Annotated in this window: 11 protein-coding genes; all 11 read right to left on the bottom strand. The window is 47.0% G+C overall.

The annotated features are described in order from the left end of the window. Positions 1 to 339: 339 nt before the first annotated feature. Positions 340 to 681, bottom strand: a complete 342-nt coding sequence (locus AAC052_RS09365) for a hypothetical protein (RefSeq protein ID WP_339812785.1) — start codon at positions 679 to 681, stop codon at positions 340 to 342. Positions 682 to 708: 27 nt separating this feature from the next. Beyond that, complete coding sequence (locus tag AAC052_RS09360; RefSeq protein WP_339812782.1) at positions 709 to 2,886, bottom strand: peptidase domain-containing ABC transporter; 2,178 nt, start codon at positions 2,884 to 2,886, stop codon at positions 709 to 711. A 15-nt stretch (positions 2,887 to 2,901) separates the two neighbouring features. Further along, positions 2,902 to 3,942, bottom strand: coding sequence for an HlyD family efflux transporter periplasmic adaptor subunit (locus tag AAC052_RS09355; RefSeq protein ID WP_339812778.1), 1,041 nt, complete (start codon positions 3,940 to 3,942; stop codon positions 2,902 to 2,904). Positions 3,943 to 4,257: 315 nt separating this feature from the next. Further along, complete coding sequence (locus tag AAC052_RS09350; RefSeq protein WP_339812775.1) at positions 4,258 to 4,527, bottom strand: gliding motility-associated C-terminal domain-containing protein; 270 nt, start codon at positions 4,525 to 4,527, stop codon at positions 4,258 to 4,260. Positions 4,528 to 4,589: 62 nt separating this feature from the next. Next, entirely contained in the window at positions 4,590 to 5,618 is a 1,029-nt protein-coding gene (locus AAC052_RS09345) for a hypothetical protein (RefSeq protein ID WP_339812772.1), read from the bottom strand. A gap of 78 nt (positions 5,619 to 5,696) precedes the next feature. Continuing rightward, on the bottom strand, positions 5,697 to 5,984 hold the full coding sequence (locus tag AAC052_RS09340) for a hypothetical protein (RefSeq protein ID WP_339812769.1): 288 nt from the start codon (positions 5,982 to 5,984) through the stop codon (positions 5,697 to 5,699). Positions 5,985 to 6,403: 419 nt separating this feature from the next. Then, positions 6,404 to 10,984, bottom strand: a complete 4,581-nt coding sequence (locus AAC052_RS09335; RefSeq protein WP_339812766.1) for a PKD domain-containing protein — start codon at positions 10,982 to 10,984, stop codon at positions 6,404 to 6,406. A gap of 113 nt (positions 10,985 to 11,097) precedes the next feature. Next, on the bottom strand, positions 11,098 to 11,817 hold the full coding sequence (locus AAC052_RS09330) for a PKD domain-containing protein (RefSeq protein WP_339812763.1): 720 nt from the start codon (positions 11,815 to 11,817) through the stop codon (positions 11,098 to 11,100). Between the two features lie 215 nt (positions 11,818 to 12,032). Then, complete coding sequence (locus AAC052_RS09325; protein ID WP_339812761.1) at positions 12,033 to 12,647, bottom strand: hypothetical protein; 615 nt, start codon at positions 12,645 to 12,647, stop codon at positions 12,033 to 12,035. A 27-nt stretch (positions 12,648 to 12,674) separates the two neighbouring features. Beyond that, positions 12,675 to 17,570, bottom strand: a complete 4,896-nt coding sequence (locus AAC052_RS09320; protein WP_339812758.1) for a type ISP restriction/modification enzyme — start codon at positions 17,568 to 17,570, stop codon at positions 12,675 to 12,677. A 71-nt stretch (positions 17,571 to 17,641) separates the two neighbouring features. Next, positions 17,642 to 18,460, bottom strand: a complete 819-nt coding sequence (locus AAC052_RS09315) for a response regulator (protein WP_339812755.1) — start codon at positions 18,458 to 18,460, stop codon at positions 17,642 to 17,644. Positions 18,461 to 18,894: the final 434 nt, after the last annotated feature.

Below are 18,894 nucleotides of genomic sequence, written 5' to 3'. Positions count from 1 at the left end.
CGATTTCGTCAGGAGACCCGGTTTTCTGTTGGGAAATGAGTTTATTTAGCTGTTGTAGGGCTTCGAACTGTTGTATTGCTTTCATATAGTAATTTAAGTTCTGCTTCAGCTTGCCCAGCTTTAGCTCCAGTGACATCTCCACAATGCAAAAAAATCGAATTGAGAAGCTATTTGAGCCTTAATAAGCACTCATTTACTGTGGAGATCCAAATGAGGATCATAATAAAGCGGTAAAAGCCAAAAACAAGTTAAATCAAAGAGTATCTGATTAGGAGTCGACCAAATCTTCTCATGTCAAAGTTTTCGATCCGAGAAGGTCTCGTTATGTAAAGGCCAACTTTAACAAGTTCGCTTGTACCCCTGCAATATTAGTTCAGTGCCTAAAAAAGTTTTCGGAAGATGGTTCAAAAAACCCGCTCTGATATTCCTTTGTTCGTCGTTATCCAGATCTTTCATACTAAACCTGAAATTGAACTTACCCTCCTTCTCATAAAGGTAGGTTTGCCTGAACGGGCAGTAGGTCACTGGGGCATCTAAATCCTTGAAAAGCGTTAGATAGTTAAATACCTGCCTTTCGGAAACCCCTAGCTTTTTCGAGAGCGATTTAGAGGTGCCCGTTGACTTACTTCTAATTAAATAATCCAGCTTTTCCAGCTTCGACATTAGATCAAATACGGCCATAGCTTATTTATTTTGGTTTACAATTGATTACTTATTTTCCATCAAATCTTGAAGCATCGGGAATTGCTGTACCCACAGCCGGTAGTAGTACCCTTTAGCGTCCAGCAACTGGTGGTGAGTGCCCTCTTCTACCGCCTTACCTTTATCTAGCACGATAATTTTGTGTGCATTGAATACTGTACTCAATCTATGGGCAATCAGTATGATGGTTTTCTTGCGGTCACTCAGGTAGCTCACCATTTTTTGCACGTATTGCTCTGAGGCTGAGTCCAGGGCTGAGGTAGCTTCGTCGAGAATCAAAATTTCAGGCTCCCGATACAATGCCCTTGCAATAGCAATACGCTGTTTTTGGCCGCCACTGAGGGTGGCACCGTTTTCTCCAAGGTACGTTTCAAATCCATTAGGTAGCTTTTCGATAAATTCCAAAATGCCCAACGACGAACAGATGGACACCATCTTCTTCATGTCCGGCTCAAATTCCCCCACGGCAATATTGTCAATCACATTGCCGGCAAACAGGTCTATCTTTTGAGGCACGACACCCACGGTTGACCGCAAAGATTCATTGTCTATATACTTCAGGTCGTAGTCCCCAATGAAGACATTACCTGAAGCGAGTGGGTATAACTTTTGTAAAATGGCTGCCAATGTCGACTTGCCCGATCCGCTCTCCCCAACAATGGCGGTCACCTGCCCATAAGGAAACGTAAAGCTTAAGTCTTCAAAAACTGTTACCCTGGATCCATATCGAAAGTTGACATGTTTGAACTGGATATCGCCTATCAAATCCGGAGTAAGGCTCAGTTTGTTGGAGTTGTTCTCCTGCTCGAGGTCCATGATTTCAAACAAACGGTCGGCGGCAATCAGGGCATTTTGGATGGTTTTGTTCATGCCGATCAAGCCACTCACCGGCCCTGTGAAATACCCGATGAGGGCATAGAAAGAAAGTAGTTCACCAGGCGTGATGGCCTTGTCGATAACAAAGCCAGCACCAATCCACAACAGCACAATGGTGAATGCCCTGGAAACAAACTCTGATGAAAAGCCGGAGAAAAGGTTGTTCGTACCCGACTCGTACACGCTATTGAGCAGCTTTACAAACCGAACTTCCGTTTTGATATTGGAAAATGACTCCAGCCCAAAACTTTTGATGGTGTTAACTGAGTTGAGCGATTCCACCAGCTGAGACTCCAGGTCGGCAGCATCTTCCATTACTTTTCGTTCTACCTTCTTGTTGAGCCTGTTCACAATAAAATAAATCAGTGTATAGAACGGGATCACTAGCAGCAATACCAGAGCAAGCTTCCAGTAATAAGTGAACATGAGGGCAAATGAAAATATCAGGATGAAAATATTTACAGCCAGATTGATGGCTACATCGTTGATGAAGGCCCTGATTTTCACCGCATCGTTGACCCGGGAAATGATCTCACCCACCCGCATAGTGTCAAAAAACTGCTGTGGAAGTTTTAACAAATGCTTGTAATAGGAAAGAATGAGCTGCACATCGATCAGCTGCCCGGTACGCAGCACAAACAAGCTTTTCATGTAGCCAATAAAGACCTGAAAAAGCAGGATAACCACCATGCCCACACTCATTAGATTAAGCAGGTTGCGGTTCCCGCCAATAATCACATAATCGACAATCTTCTGTATGTAAACAGATGTGCTCAGGCCAAGAACGGTGTAGATAGCCGCCCCTATCAGCGATTGCACCATCACACTTTTATGGGGCTGGATGAGCGCCATAAATTTTGAATAAAGAGAAATGCTTTGATCGCCAGCGGAAAATGATTCTGTGGGTACGATCAGCACCAAAACCCCTGTCCATATTTTTTTGAACTCTTCATTTGGCATTTTGTGAATCTGCCCGTCTGCCGGATCCATCACCTTCACATACGACGGTGTGACCTCATAAATGACCATGAAATGGTGGAGCACTTCCTTCACAATCACATGTGCCACAGCCGGAAGAGGAATTTTGCTGAGGCTATCAAACTCGCCCCGCACCCCTTTGGCCTGAAGCCCTAGCTTTTGAGCGGCTTCAATCAGGCCGAGCAGGTTAGTCCCCTTCTTATCAGTGGAAGCAAACTGACGAATTTTTGACACAGTCATCTTCAACCCGAAATGTGCCGTAATGGAGGCCAGGCAGGCTGCACCACAGTCAGTGATATCCCTTTGCTTTATTTTTACTGCACTGTTCATACTGTAAAAAACGGGTTAACTGTTTAAGTTTGGATTAAGCCAATCGTCGACCTTATCGAAAAGCAATTGCCAAAGTGTACGTTGCTGAAGGATAAACCTCGATTGTGCGGTCATGCCCTGTTTCAGATAACCCCTGTAGCCGTTGGGTAGCTCCAAATAGCTTTGGCGGGCTTGGCATCTCACTTCAAAAACAGGTTTTCCGTCGAGAACTTTAACATTCTCCGATACACCAATAATACGGGCATCGGCTAGTCCCCATTGGTTATAATCAAATGCATCCACTTGAAGGGTAACGGGCATGTCGACTCTGATAAAGCCGATATCTGCAGGGCTCACATAGGCCATCACAATAATGGAGTCTGTGGGCGATATACTTACCAACTCCTGGTTAGGGAGCACAAAGCCGCCCTTATAGTAGCCTTTTGAGTTCGTCAACACGCCTCCCAGCGGTGCAAGGATATAGTTTTTACTTGCCTCTGCCTGAATGCTGGCCAGCTGGCCCGAAATATCATTCTTCTCCAAAAGCAATGATTGCCTCTCAGACGCCCACTGGTTCCGTTGCGTTTCCTTCACAATCTGAAGCTCTTTTTCAAGCCTGACAACTTCAAATTGGTAGCCTTCAAACTCAACCTGGGCAATCACTTTGTTGTCAAACAGCCCTTTATTCCTGTCAAAGTCTCTCCTGGCTTTGTCGAGCTTGACTTCCACCTCTCTGATCCTTTCTTGAAACTGATTTTGTGCCTGCACATACACAAATGTTTTCAGCACTTGTGATGAACCGCTTCCGTTTTTGGGTACTAGCAGCAGGTTGAGATCGGATAGTCGTGTGTTGACTTCCTGCAGTTTGGCGGTAAAAAAATGCCTGCGTTCATTGATCGCTACCGATTCCAGCTCAAAGAGCGTGTCGCCGGCTGCCACGAATTTATTCTCCTCCACAAAGGTCTCTCTGATCGATCCTGACACAGGCGAGACGATGACACTCGGCTCTTGAGCGGCTCTAAAAATGGAAGGGGCATTCACTGAGATGTCTACCGATATTACGGGAAGAATGCTCAAAAAAACGAGAATTAATAATATTGACAGAATGTAGATTCCATTAGATTTTTTGGAAAATCGGGCAACAAGAGATTCTTGCGTCAGGCTGATTAATTTAGCCGGAACCAATTCATTGGAGCTGCTCATCCAGGTCTTAATTAACGGTTGATCGAAACATAAACGGATAAAAAATCGATTATGTACGTCCATTATAAACAAAAAATACTGGAATCACCTAATAGTGTAAATATAATTTTTCGATAAAGGAACTGTACAAAGCCAATATTGTCTTGTCATTGTAACGACTAACGTGGCTGGTGCCACACCAAACGGGAACTACCTATTCCTCATAATCGTCAGCACCCCATTGTACTTCCTTTCCGAAGTCGAGAAGGTGATCAGGTAGTAGTAAGTGCCGTCCGGCAGAATATCGTTGCCCCGGGTACCCTGCCAGTCATTTTGATAGGCAGTTTCCTGGTACACCATGGTGCCAAAGCGATCGAACACCCGCACGTTTACATCGCCGAATGTTTGCACATTTCGTATCACCGCAAGGGCGGCCCCGCCAGGTGTCGTTCTGGCCATTGCCGTCGGGGGTGAATACATTGCTGGCTGCTTAGCCTGCGGCTCGTATCCCCAACTGTCCCGGCTACCTCCAAAAGCAACCTTCAATGATCCGCCACGTCTGTGCCGATATAGTACAAGTCGAACCCACCTTTGCCACCAGGCCGGTTGGAAGAGAAAAGCAGCAGGCTATTGTTGAAAAAACCTGGATAATTGAGAACAACCGGCCGATAGTCGTCGTACGCTGAGTTTACGTCTGCTCCAAAGTTGGTAGGTTCCGACCAGCCATTGTCAGTTCTTAAGCAATAATAAAGGTCATACCCGCCAAATCCACCCGGGCGGTCGGACGTAAACACCAGCAATTTACCACTTACAAACGGACATTTGTCGTTGCTCTCCGAGCTGATAGCCAGCTTATCTGGCTGCTTCCCAATGTCTGAACCCAATAAATCCACCAAATCGGTGTCCTCTCTAAGGCCTATTTCATAGATGTCGAACTGCCCATCCCTGTTTGAGCAGAACAGCAATTTTTCGATAGTTTCTGGCGCTATCTCACCATGATAAATGAAATTCTCCCCATAAAATGTTGGATACATATCGTCAGATGAGGAATTAAGAAATTCAATTTTCTTCGGAGGATACAAGACCGGCGACCCATCAGTCCCGAAAGGCTTTTCGTAATGGGCATAGCTAATGTCGAAGTTGCTGTCGCAGTCGCTGGCATACATCAGCACATACCTGTATTTGCCGCCAGCATTGTACTGAAAGGAGTAAGGCCCCATTTCGTTGCAGGGGGTGTTAATGGAAGAGAGCAACTCTGGAGTAAAGTCGTCATCGTCGTCCAGCGACGTGGCATGAATGCTCAAAGTGCCATTGTCGGTCGTCCAAAGAATACCCAAGGCATCTCCCACCACATCAAAGTTTTCACCGGCACTATTCCTATTGGAGGAGAAATGAAGCTTCAGTCCAACGCTTATCAGCGGTATGTCCGAATTGTAATCATCGTATTCGGAGTTAACCTCACTGAAATTGGTGATAGTGGCAGGGAAGGTTCCCTGCGGATACTTATCTTTTTCGTGGCAGCAGGCCAATAGCCCAATGCTACCCACTATCAATAAGAGTTTTATTCGCATAGCTGAGTTCTTTAAAATGTTTCTCGTTGCGTCAAAGACACCCCACCTATCCATTGCCCTGAAGCCCTGGTTCATGCCTTACGAACCGGGATCACTTAGGTTTTTTAGTTTTGAAGTATTGATTATCAGCCCCCCTTTCGCCAAAAAACCCTTATTCCAGTAACCTGCCTCAAGAAAGTATGAAAGTTGTCCTCTTGGATTGCCTTCCGTCCCGATTGATAGGTTGGTTAAAGACTTACCAGATGTTTCAATTTGAGATGTCCCCATTTTTTCAGGGTAATTAAATGCGTAACCCAGTCCACCTCGCACGTATGGCAGAAAACTACCAATTCGCCCGGCATAGTATTTACCGAATACTTCTATCATGGGGAAATGAATAACATTTATAGGTGTACTCCCCGTGCCGACCGAATATATTCTATTTAGCGCTGCGGATGCATAAGCGAACGCTAACCCAGTTTGAAACCTATTGGAAATTTTGGTCGACAAGGCCAATGAGTACAATGTAGCATATTGAATTTGCCTGGGACTAGACTGCGAATTACTTAGCGGTGGGATTTTATTTTGAAGATAAGCAAGCCCAAAAGATGGAGCCAGGGTAATTCCCTGGGCCCCACAAGTAAAGCTTGTCATCGTAAGCAATAAGCAAACTATTAGCTGTTTCATAAGAATGATATCAATCTAACCTAAAAACCTCGAAAGCCCATTCCTTCCCTTAGTATCAACTGTCAGTCTTTTTTCCTCACACGCCTGCCCTGATACGTATCTCACGAACCACCATCCCCCTACCTATTCCTCATAATCGTCAGAGCCCCATTGTACTTCCTTTCCGAAGTCGAGAAAGTGATCACGTAATAGTAAGTGCCGTCCGGCAGAATATCGTTGCCCCGGGTACCCCGCCAGTCATTTTGATAGGCAGTTTCCTGGTACACCATGGTGCCAAAGCGATCGAAGACCCGAACATTCACGTCCCCGAAGGTTTCTACATTTCTGATCACCCAGGTGTCGTTCTGGCCATTGCCGTCGGGGGTGAATACATTGCTGGCCACTATCCGGTAATCGTCGCTCACGTTCACCGTCACAGTATCTCTGTTCTGGCAGCCAAACTGATCTGTGACCAGCAGCTCGTAGTCGGTGGTTTGCAGCGGTGTCGCCCAGGTGATTGGCACGTTGGAATTGGCCAGGCCGTCGATAGGACTCCACACATAGCTCACTCCTCCACTGCCTGCCAGCAGGGCTGAATAGCCCTTGCTCACTATGGTATCAGCACCGGCATCAGGTTCTGGGAGGGCATAAATGGTGACCTGCCGCTGAAAAACATCTTTACAGTTGTTGCCCGAACTGGCTGCCAGGGTAATGGTGTATGCCCCCGCTTCCTCATACAAATGGGTGGGATTGGCCGACGCTGAAGTTTGCCCATCACCAAAATCCCATTCGAAGGTGAGGTCACCACTGGCTATTTCTGAGCGGTTGACAGGCTCGATCTCAAAACCATCGCAAACATTGGCAACAGTAAAATTGGCCACCGGGAAGTCATGAACGACTACCTCTTTTGCCACGATGGCTTTGCAGCCTGCCTCCGACTCGGCCAGCAAAGAGGCTTGATAGGTGCCTGGGTTGAGGTATTGCTTGGTAGGACTTAGCACAATGGAGTTGGTTTGATCACCAAAATTCCAGAGGTAGCTCGCTATTGAGCCTGAAGAAAGCGTGGTTTTGTTGTCAAAAACCGTGGGAGATCCATCACACACCGGCTCGGCCTCAAAATCTGGCGTTGGCAAAGGAAATACCTCCACCGTTTTCTCAAGAACAGTTGCGCAACCAATATCAGAGGCTCCTTCAAGCCTTACCGTATATAGGCCCGCTTCTTCATAGGAGTGAACAGGATTTATCTCATTCGACGTTTTTCCATCGCCAAAAGACCAGGTGTAGGCTACGTCGCCGGAAATGATACTGCTGAGATTGGAAAATGCTACCGCTTTGTCGATACAGACGTCCTCCATCACAAAGCTGATGAGTGGAAGCGGTGACACGGTAATCTTGGAGCTGAACTGATCCGAGCATCCGCTTTCTGCCGTAACCGACAACGTCACGGTGTAAATGCCGGCACTCACGTACTTGTGGGCGGGGCTGACTTCTTCTGAAACGATGCCGTCCCCAAACTCCCAACGATAGCTGACATCCGAACCAGTGGAGGTGTTGGTGAAGGCAGCCGTTGCATCAAGGCATATGTCTTCCACAGAAAAGCTGGCCACAGGCTGTTCGAAGACATCAATTTCTTCAATGAATTCCGATAAGCAGCCGAAGCTACTCGTGGCGGTCAGGCTGATGGCATAGTGCCCGGGCTTTTCGTATTTATGTGACGGATTGATGGATGTTGACTGAGTACCGTCACCGAAATCCCACTCATAGGTAAGCGTGCCGGACGATACAGTGCTATTGTTTTTAAAATTGGACGTTTCGCCAAAGCAAACATTGCCCACTTCAAAGGAAGCGACAGGCTGGGGAAATACTACCACCTGCTTGCTGAAGCTGGTTTCACAATTTTTATCGCTTGTGATGGCCAGGCTGGCCTGAAAAGCGCCTGGCTCTTCAAAAGTATAACTAGGATCCTGCTCGCTGGAAGTAGCGCCGTCGCCAAAGTTCCAGGCGATGTCGGCAATGGTGCCAAGAGCGAGGGACGACAGGTTTGAGAAGTCCATGGGCTGTCCAAAACAAACATCGTCCTGCGTAAACTTCACCTCAGGAACAGCATTCACAACTGCCGCCATGCTCAGCGAGTCGATGCAGCCTGCCTTGCTCGTCACGATCAGCTTCACCGGGTAGGTGCCATAGCTATCATAAGTGTGCTTGGGCGACGTTGATACAGACGACGATGCATCGCCAAAATCCCAAACTTGAGACGCCACTGTTCCGCTGGGCACTGTGGACGTATTGACAAACTGTGAGGCCAGCCCATCGCAGACCTCCTGCACGCTGAAAGCGACATTGGGCAATGCACTCACTTCTACTTCAAAGGGCTCGGTGAAAATGGCCGCACAGGTACCGCTTTGCACCTCGGCTCTATAGAATGTGGTTGCCGTTAAGTCCGTAAAACTTTGACTGGTGGTAGTATTACTAATATCTGTCCATGCAGTTCCATCCGGCGACTCCTGCCACCTCAGCACAGCTCCGGTTTGTCCTTTCAACAGGATTGTACCCTCATTCGCCTCTCCACACACCAGCGAGGGGCCGCTTAGCTCGCCTTCCACCGTCGCCGGATCCACCTGTACTTTCACTTTGTTGGTGATCTCCTCGTTGCAAACGCCGCTCTTGACGATGGCCCGGTAGAAAGCCGTGGCCAGCAGATTTTCGTAATCGAGGGTGGCAGAGGTATTCACAATGGGTGCCCAGGGTTCCTCGCCGGTAGGCGACGACTCCCAGCGAACCACGCCTCCAGTGTTTCCTGAGAGTGTGAGTTGGCCTGAGTTGGTGCCATAGCAAACAACAGCAGATCCGTTGACCAGGCCTGCCACAGTTTCCGGCGACACTTCTATCTCAGCCACGCTGGAAGGGCTGCTGCTACAAACGCCGTTTTGTACGATTACCCGGTAGTAAGTAGTGGCTGTCAAATTGTAGAAAGGCATGGAGGTGGCAGTGGAGGCAATGGGTGTCCAAGGGCCTGTTGAGCTGGCGGACGACTGCCATTCCACCACTCCACCTGTGTGGCCTGATAGCTCCAGGGTGGTGGAGTTGGTTCCACTACAAACAGTGGTGCTTCCGTCAAGCGTGCCCCCCACGCTCAGCTCGTCTATTTGGATGGTAGCCACAGAGGAGTAGGCCCCCTCGCAAACCCCATTTTTGACAAGCGTCCGGAAGTACGTGGTTTGCGCCAGGTCGCTATAGTCGAGCGATGTAGTGGTATTGTCGATAGTGATCCATTGGTCCACGCCGGTGAGCGACCTTTCCCACCTGACAACCTCACCTGTTTCACCCGACAGGGTCAACGTGTAAACGGCGTCATCGTCTTCACAGCGGGTAGTGCTGCCTGCCAGTGTGCCGCCCACCGAAGTAGCAAATATTTCTACCGTGGTGCTATACACTGCTGAGCAGGTAAAGCTGGAAGTAACTGTCAGCTCCACCGTGTAAACACCGGCTGTTGTGTAGGTGTAAGTTGGGTTGGTGTCGGTCGAAAGTGGGCTTCCGTCACCAAAATCCCAGGAGTAGGTGACTGGCCCACTGGTGATGGTGGAAAGGTTGGTGAAAGCGGTGGCGGTGCCCAGACAGGTATCTTTGACGGTAAAATTGGCAACTGGATTAGGCCGCACATTGATGAGTTGGGTGATGGCATCCACACAATTGTTCGGCGAGGTGGCTTCCAACGTTACCTCGTACGTGCCAGGGCTGGCGTAGTCATAAGTCGGATTCGCATCGGTCGACTGGCTGCCGTCGCCAAACGACCAGAGGTAGCTCACAGCATCGGTACTGGTATTGGTAAAAGTGGTAGTTTCTTCAAAGCAGTGATCGCTGAGGATGAAATCCGCTACGGGTTGCGCAAATACTTCTACCTGTTGGACAGTCAAATCAGTGCAACCGCCATCGTTGGAGGTCACCAGCAGGCTTACGTCAAAGAGCCCGGCCGTGGCAAAAGTATGTGTAGGGCTGACCTGCCCGGAGGCGGGTGAGCCGTCGTCAAAGTCCCACGTGTAGGTGACATTGCCCGACGCAATCGATGAGTTGTTGGTGAAAACGATGCTTTCGCCGAGGCATACATCGCCAGGAAAAGTCAAGTCGGCCACCGGGTCGGGGTGAATCGTGATTGGCTTGCTCAGGCTGCTTTCGCAGGCATTGTTGGTGGTGGCAGTGAGGGTAACCGTGTAGGTGCCTGCTGCAGCATAGTCATGCGTGGGGTTGATGGACGTAGCTGAGTTGACGATGGTGCCATCGCCGAAGTCCCACTCGAAATCGGTAATGGTGGAGCCGCCCCCTATGGAGGTGAGGTCCGTAAACGACTGCGTGGTGGACACACAGCGGTCGCCCGCCGTGGCCGAAAAATTAACCGACGCAGTGGGGTAAACCGTGACGGTTGTGGAGAAGTCGTCCTGATCCCCGTTGCTGTCGAACACCCACAGCCTCACCACAAAATCACCCGCCGACGCATAGGTATGGCGAGGGCTGGGCACGGTGGAGCTTTGCCCATCGCCGAAATCCCACGAATAGAAGGTGATGGTGCCCGACAGCGTGGTGGAGCCGTTCACGAAAACGGTTTGCTGCCCTTTGCAGACTGGGTCGGCGGTGAATGTGGCCGTGGGTACTGCCTGGGCTGCAGCCCAATATGCGAGGAAAATGATAGCAAGTAGCGCTTTTTTATAAGTTAGGTCGATGAGCATAAGGTCGTAGGTTGGGGTTGGCAATTTTGCCCCTCTCCCCTAGCCCTCTCCCGATGGGAGAGGGGGTAGTAAAGGGAGGCTGCCGAAACTGTATTTAGTTCATTTCTTGATGGTTAAAATGTCTTTACAAACCTGATCGTTTTCGAAATTCTCCCTGATTGAATGGCCATGATGTAGGAGCCAGGCGTCATGCCGCTCATGTTGAACTCCACCAGCTCCTCTATCCCCACAAATTCGTACTCTGCCACTTTGAGCCCACTCAGGTTGAATATCTGCACCAGCACCGGCGCTTCGTCGCTCAGCTCCAGGTCAATTTTCACCACATCTTCGGCCGGGTTGGGGTAGAGGTTGCTGCGGTACAGCTCCAGCAGCCTCACCTTGTCGGTGGCTGGCTCCGACGGCCTGAACTCCAGCACCCTCAGCAGCTTCTCCTCCGTGTCGGAGCACACCCCGTTCGACACCGTCAGGCTCACCGTGTAATCTGCTGCCCGGTAATAGATATAAGAAGGGTTGGCCCTCACCGACGAAAACCCATCACCAAAGGTCCATTTGAAAGAGAGCGGTTCGGGTTCGGTCAGCTGCACAAAATGCACCTCCTCCTCCACAGCTACTTCACTGGGGATAAGGAAGCTGGCCTTTATTTTCTGCGTGGTTTCCTTTACCTCCACCACATCTGTTTCAGCGCAGCCGTCTGCTGCGGTTACCTGCAGGTAGTAGGTGCCGGGCTCCGTTGGGTAAATGATTTTGTCTGTTGATGTATAACCAGTATTCGACGTCCAGGCATAAGCCACATCGGCCACGCCGGCATCGAGGAAGAAGCCGGAGGGGGACAAGGTTAAGAGGAATGTTTATGGATCTTTAATTTGGGCGTGCCCCTGCCAAGGAGGTTTAATGATAAGTAAATAATTTGTATTTGGCAGGGTCGGGCTATTCGCTATAAGTCCTCAGGCTCGTACCTCACCTTGTGGGCTTTCCGCTGCTATCCCTCATGCAAAAAAACTTTGTATAGCAATTCTTTTGCTCGGTTAGGGTATTTGAGAGTAGAGAATTAATTGTCGGAAATTAGCTTGTTTATTTCATCGAGAATGGTGGCCTCTTCATCAGGCGTTAATGACTGGGCCTTGTAGGTATCTACAACAATAAAAATATCAGTCATCACATCGGAGTATAATTTGCCGAATGAAGTGAAGTCGATCTGGTGTTCATTTTTCGAAAAATCGAGTGGTGGGTATTGACCATATCTACTCATATGGCTTGATGGGTCTAATTTGTGACAAATGCCAACCAGAAGCTTTAGGTCGGCCATGATCTCCCGTCTTCCTTTTATGAGGTCGGGTGAAATAGCCAAATTCTTTTCAGCTACTTGGACAATTGATTGAAAGATGTCAAAATAATAGCTAAGAGAGTGTTCTTTAATGTCATCTATGTCTAGCAATTCCACTTTTCCGGCCATTGCATAAAATGGTTCTAGGTTTGCTTTTAAACCAAGTTCAACAGAATGACGGATTAAGAAAAGAAGAGCATGACCAATTGTATCTACGTTATTATTCGATATCGCTTTGGATATTAAAATTTCAGATGCACGACGATATTCAATACACAAAGAAGAATACTTCAGAGAGCTATGAGGTGGTGAAAATGTAGCAAATAATGGGCGCAGCATCCATGTTATTGGTTAAGTAAATAATTATCAATCAAATTTGACTTTCGGCAACCCCTCCACTATCTCCACAGTCTGCACACTCACTTTAATAATGCTTAGAAGCAAATCCAAAATATAGCGGGGATTGCCTACTTCTTCTGCCCAGTCGTTGGGGTCGTTTTTGATGCCGGATTCTTTGTGGGTGGTGACTTGGTAGCGTTCGATGATCCACTCGATGGCGCTCTTGCCATTGACAACGTATTCATAAGCACGCTCGGGAATGTTGGTGATGGTAATTTTGCTATTGTAAATGATAGTGTCTTTCTGGCCTTTTTTCGGAAACCGCATTTTATCCACCTGGAAGAAGCCGCTTTCTACGCCACTCACATGTACACCAAGAGCTGGAGTAACCTCCTCATAATTGATATGAAGCTCCGCCAGTTTGCGGCCAGCCTTGCTAAATGCCCAAAAATCCCTTACATCTTCCATTAATGGCAGCCGTGGTAGCATTTTCTTAAGATCATTGGCGAAGGCCGTGCGATAGTCTTCACTGTGGAGGATACCATAGACATAGTAGAAGATGTCTTCCTTGCCTACATTCTTACCATACTGCTTCCTTGACCGCTCCAGTATAAAATCACTCACCCCATCTCTACGGATGTATTCCGATTCTCCCACTGAATCAAAAAGCCCAGGACTATTCTTTTCTCGCACGTCATAGTAGTAGAGAGGGAAGCATTGTCCGTTAAATTGAACTTGTAAATCAGGTATGCAATCTGTAATTAAAGTTGAAAAATCCTTGCTTGCACCTACACCAGATATACAAATCACAAGGTTACTTAACACTTTATTTGGGAATAGTCGAGGTTGTTGATACGGTCTTTGAATAAAGTTTCGTTCAAAATAGAGTTTGTTTTTTGTAAAGGGTCTATAAAGACTTATTCTAATTTCCTTGCTTTGAATAGCAATTTCAACATTGTTTTCACACGATTTTCTCAAAGAATCATTCCAACTGATTTTGACAGGGTCATTAGAAACAAAATCATTAAAAGTGGCTTTATCATTCCTTCTTTTGTTAGCCGCAAATTCAATTCTTTGCTGATTATAGAATTCAATAGTACGACTGATATTTGAATTCAATTTATTTGTGGAGTAATTATAAACCCACGCATCTCTTGATGAGGCAGTACCTAAAGAATGAGTAGTGAAAAAGCTTTGAGTTTTTGATTCGTACTTCTTATCAGCTTCAATCCGAATAAAAGTGTTGAATAAATCGTTTCGCTTGCTAAGCCAATCTCCATGCTCGTTTGGTTGGAGCGTCTTCCATTCGATTTGATTATTTCCAATCGAAGCGAATTTTTGAATAATCTCTAGCTTTTCTTTTTGATTGAGGTAGTCACCAATGTCATGGTAATGGATGAGGGCTTTGTCAGATTTGGAATTCGGATTACTTACTAATACCGTAATTGAAATAGGTGTACGAGAACCTGAACCAAAAACGTTTCCCGCTTCCTTTTGTCTGAATTCTCCCTGAGTCCTCGCATTGCCCCGAAGGTTAAATACCCAAATGCTTGAAAACTCTTTTTCCAAGGATTTTCGAAACCCATCCATGCCATTTGTTTCCATCCATGCCCCATTACTAACAAAGGCAACTACTCCTCCATTTTCCGAATCAAGTCGATCGGTACTCCATCGAAAGGCTTTCACATATGAGTCGTAAAGTGCCTTAACTGAAGATGCTTTACTCCCTTTAGCATAAGAATTAGCTATTCGAGAATCTAATTTTGCATATTTCTGATTTGCTGCGTTATCATTTGCAGACTGTTGACCAACAGAATATGGCGGGTTGCCCATAATCACCCGCAGTGGGGCTTTCTTTTGTTTTTCTACTCTGGCAGAGTTTTGAGGAAACATATCTGAGAAGAGCTTTTCACTTTCGTCTGTTTCGCCCAGTTGAAAAGTATCAGTAAGTACGATTCCTTCAAACGGTTCATATGGTACTTCGCCATCTCCTTTCTCGAAAAGTGAATCTGTTAGTTGGTCATGGTACGCATTTTCGATATTGACGGCTGCTATGTAGTAAGCCAGCAAAACGATCTCGTTGGCATGGAGTTCGTGATGGTATTTACGTGCCAAATCTTTGGTTTCGATCAGGCCACTTTGGAGCAAACGGGTGATGAACGTACCAGTGCCGGTGAAAGGATCAAGTACATGCACATTTTCATCAGAGACGCTGCGTCCAAACTCGTTTTGTAACACATCATTTACGGAGTGGATAATAAAATCCACCACCTCTACAGGTGTGTAGACAATGCCGAGCTGCTCCACCATTTTAGGGAAGGCAGTCTTGAAGAATTTATCGTAAAGCTCAATGATGATGCGTTGTTTGCCTTTGGCATTGTCTATCCCCTCGGCACGCTTCCGAACCGAGTCGTAGAATTTTTGCAACGTGTCGGATTCTTCGGCAATGGTTTTGCCCTCCAGCGCATCGAGCATGCCTTGCATGGCGGTAGATACGGGATTGCTCTTCACAAAAGAATAGCCCACAAACAAAGCCTCGAAGATCGGCTTGGTGATGATGTGCTGTGCCAGCATATCAATAGCTTGTTCTTTGGTAATACTCGGGTTGATGTTTTTCTGTAGACCCGTCAGGAAGTTTTGAAAAGCTTTACGTTGGTTTGGTTTGGTATCGATAAGGTATTTGATGCGTTCGATTTGCCGTTCAGCAATCTGTGCTACGTCTTTCGCCCATTGCTCCCAATAACGCCGGTTGCCTACTTTCTCTACCATACGAGCGTAAACAACCGATTGGAGTTGCTCAAACTGCAATGCTAATTGCCGATTCAGCTCTTGGGTAGCTTTGTCTGTACTCGATGAACCGTCCCCCGTTTTATCTATTGGACGACCTTCCTCATCAAAGGTGAAGCGAGTACCCACCACGTTGATATTGGTAGGTTTCTTCTTGTTCAGTTCTATTTTATTAACTGTAGCATTAAATCGGTCATCATGCGCACGAAGAGCATTGAGTACCGTCCACACTACTTTATAGCGTTCGTTGTCGTCGAGCGCTTTATCTGCTTCGACGTCAGATGGAACTACAACAGGAATAATGATATACCCGTATTTCTTGCCAGGAGCAAGTCGCATTACACGGCCGACTGATTGAACTACATCTACTTCTGAATTTCGAGCAGAGAGGAAAAGCACGGCATCCAGCGAAGGAACATCAACTCCCTCACTGAGCACTTTCACATTAGTGATAATTCGGCATTCATTGTCTTCGGTTTCCTCTTTAAGCCAAGCCATCATTTGGTCTCTTTCGGGAGCCGCCATAGTGCCGTCCATGTGCTTGGAGGCGACTGACACCATTACTTCCTTCTTATCGGCTGGCAATGATCCCAAATAAGCGTCGGTTGCAATATTGTAAGTTGAGGTAATTTGCTTTGATCCTGCTATGCTAGGGCAAAAGGCGACGGCACGTTTCATTGGGAAAGGATCTGACTCGACGGTGGCGGCCTGATCGCCTAAGAATTGCTTGGATAGCGCATTGATAGTGCCAATGATTTTGGAAGCGTCATCGGTGTTAATTTCGACCTGCTCATTAGTGAGTACTTTGCGATATGCCTCAGGAACATCATGATCATTAAGCGTCAGAATCAGTACTTTATAGTCGGTAAGCAATCCCTTCTCCACTGCTTCCCCGAAGCCAATTCTGTAAATTTCCGATCCGTAAAGTTTTTCATCGTCCATTGACCACAAAGTAGCCTCAGCCTGCGCTGCTTTGCTTTTCGTGTCCTGACTATAGAGCCTGGGAGTAGCTGTCATATAAAGCCGTTTTTTGGCTTTAATGAAATCGGCATCATGCACTTTAGTGAAGTTCGATTCGTCTTTGCCTGCAAGTGAAACTCCAGTTGTTCTGTGGGCTTCGTCACAAATAATCAAATCGAATTCGCTAAATCCGTTCTTGAGGAGCGCTTTCTGAGCCCGGGCAATTACATCAATGGACTGGTAGGTCGAAAATACCACCGTCATTCCTGGTAAATTCTTCTCTCTAATCTGCGTAAACTGATGTAGGATACTGTCAGTATCAGTAGATGCTGGCAAAGCCAAATCCACCACACTGAAAGTGTCCTCATCTTCATTTTGTGTACGACGCCTTGTGATTTCCGGATCAGAGCAAATGCAAATCGCATTGATCGGCTCGTTGGCGTCGGCACTCCACTCTCTCAAAGTTTGCCCCAATAAGGCAATTGATGGAACCAGAAAGAGAATCAGGCCTGTGCCTTCTGTCTCATGCTCAGCAATTCTGAGCGAGTTGAACGTTTTGCCGGTACCGCAAGCCATAATCAACTTCCCTCTTTCTGCAGTTTTAAAATGTTCGTGGGCCTTGTCCAGTGAGTCTTTTTGATGTGGCCGAAGAGTCTTCTTAGGAGTTCGGGCGGCTTCACCATGAATACCATTTTCGAGCTTTTCCCAGTCAACAGGTGATTCTATCAAGTCAAACAGATTCAGTCGGGTAACTGGCGGATGCTGGTTGCTTATCGCTTGTGTTGCGTTTGATCCCCATTTATTGCTGGTGGATATCCAAAGCCTGTGCGCAAAGCGAGTGGTTATCAGGGCTTCATTTTTGAATTCCCGGCTAGAAGTAGAAAGAAAACTGTCAACCGCCGGCTTATCTATTACAGATGTTTCCTGATAACATTTACACTGTATAGCCCAATAGTCTCCCTCATGGGTTAGGGCCACCAAGTCAATACCTGTATCGCCTCCACCCAAATCCAATTTCCCTGGAAACTCATTCCAAAGCCAAACTTTCTTGAGTTTATGAGCATACCTCGGATCGGTTTGCAGGTAGGCTTGCATCAGACGCTCGAAGCGGTCTCCTTTGTCCCGTTCAGAAAATGATATTTTGCGGTATTTGTCTAGAACTTGGTTGAAGGTCATTCGCTTAGTATTATAAATTACCGATAAATGGTAAATATAGATTTAAATTAATAGTCGAAAAACTGCTATTTCTAAAACCCCAAAAAATCAAACAGCTCCTTCGAATCATTTGTCAACAGCACTTTCTGCCTCTCTACCGCTTTCACAATATCACGTTGGCTAGTCCCGCTGCCAGAATAAAATGCCAAAGGTGTTTTTACCCTGGCCTTTTTCAGGTACGCCAGCAGGTCAAGTCCCGCTTTGGAGTTTTGGATGTCATTCTCTAAGCGGCTCATGTCGCTGATAATGTAGTCGAAGCCCTGGGTTTTGATAAAGTCTATGGCTTCGTTTGTGGAGAGGGCTTTCACAATCACAGCGCCCTGGCGCTGCATATAGTTGGCTATGGGATCGTTGTTGGCAGGTTGGTCGTCCACCCAAAGGATACGATTTTTCTTTTTCACCAGAAAGGAGTTGAGCGAGTCCCGCATAGTCGGGTTGGTGGATTTGAGCCGGGTCAGCTCAACCAAATAGATCGAGAGAATGCTGTCCTTTTTCTTCATGGTGCCCTCTATGGTTTCGAGCTGGTTGCTCACTAGGGAGCGCTCTTCTTCAAAAGCGGCCATGCTGGAGTCGAGGCTCATTTCTAAATGGAAGAGCTTTTGTTCCAGTCTTTTGTTGGTCAGCTCCTTCTGGATGATTTGAGCTTCCTGTGACGGCAGAATGGCCGTGTAGTAAATGGGAATAAAGGCTATACCCAGGGCCAAGCCACCGATGATGGGCTTGAGCCAAAAGGTGTATTGCATGCTTTTGGTTTCGAACTCAGCTCTCAGTTTTTCGGCTTTGTTCTTTTCGGCTTCTGCTATGTTTTTTTCTATCTGCGATTGAAGGTGTTTCTGATCCAATGTGGCCATGGTACAATGAGTTAGTTATAGGGAATAGGAAAGGGGTACTTGTGAAGTGGGGTACCCCACTTCAGAGGTGGGAGGGGGTACTTAGGAAGTACCCCCCTCCACTTCAAAATATCGACGGAGAATCTTTTTACATCGGCGTTGATACTTTGATATCCGACGCCGGACAAAAATATATCGACGTCGCATGTTTTTGCTCCGAATTCCCATGTTGAACATGCGAAGTCGAGTAAAAAAGTATCTCGCTCGGGATAAAAAGACTCGAAAGGGGTTCTCAAAATATCAAAATCGGTGTTTAAAGATGCTCGCTCTCATCTTTTTATATCGTGAGGGCATTTTGTATTGAGGAGAGCAATAGTTGGACACTTAGCTTCAAATGAACAAGGCAGCCATCGGCTGCCTTGTTGCTCTTCATTCTTAACTGGGGTCACGTTCAT

This window comes from uncultured Imperialibacter sp. (genome assembly GCF_963974565.1).
Lineage (GTDB): Bacteria > Bacteroidota > Bacteroidia > Cytophagales > Cyclobacteriaceae > Imperialibacter > Imperialibacter roseus.
This window is presented reverse-complemented; position numbering and strand designations above follow the sequence as displayed.

What these genes read in the sequence shown, in the direction of transcription:
- AAC052_RS09365 (WP_339812785.1), bottom strand. Translation starts at nt 681, where the DNA reads ATGGCCGTATTTGATCTAATGTCGAAGCTGGAAAAGCTGGATTATTTA.
- AAC052_RS09360 (WP_339812782.1), bottom strand. Translation starts at nt 2,886, where the DNA reads ATGAACAGTGCAGTAAAAATAAAGCAAAGGGATATCACTGACTGTGGT.
- AAC052_RS09345 (WP_339812772.1), bottom strand. Translation starts at nt 5,618, where the DNA reads ATGCGAATAAAACTCTTATTGATAGTGGGTAGCATTGGGCTATTGGCC.
- AAC052_RS09315 (WP_339812755.1), bottom strand. Translation starts at nt 18,460, where the DNA reads ATGGCCACATTGGATCAGAAACACCTTCAATCGCAGATAGAAAAAAAC.
- AAC052_RS09335 (WP_339812766.1), bottom strand. Translation starts at nt 10,984, where the DNA reads ATGCTCATCGACCTAACTTATAAAAAAGCGCTACTTGCTATCATTTTC.
- AAC052_RS09350 (WP_339812775.1), bottom strand. Translation starts at nt 4,527, where the DNA reads ATGTATTCACCCCCGACGGCAATGGCCAGAACGACACCTGGCGGGGCC.
- AAC052_RS09320 (WP_339812758.1), bottom strand. Translation starts at nt 17,570, where the DNA reads ATGACCTTCAACCAAGTTCTAGACAAATACCGCAAAATATCATTTTCT.
- AAC052_RS09325 (WP_339812761.1), bottom strand. Translation starts at nt 12,647, where the DNA reads ATGCTGCGCCCATTATTTGCTACATTTTCACCACCTCATAGCTCTCTG.
- AAC052_RS09340 (WP_339812769.1), bottom strand. Translation starts at nt 5,984, where the DNA reads ATGATAGAAGTATTCGGTAAATACTATGCCGGGCGAATTGGTAGTTTT.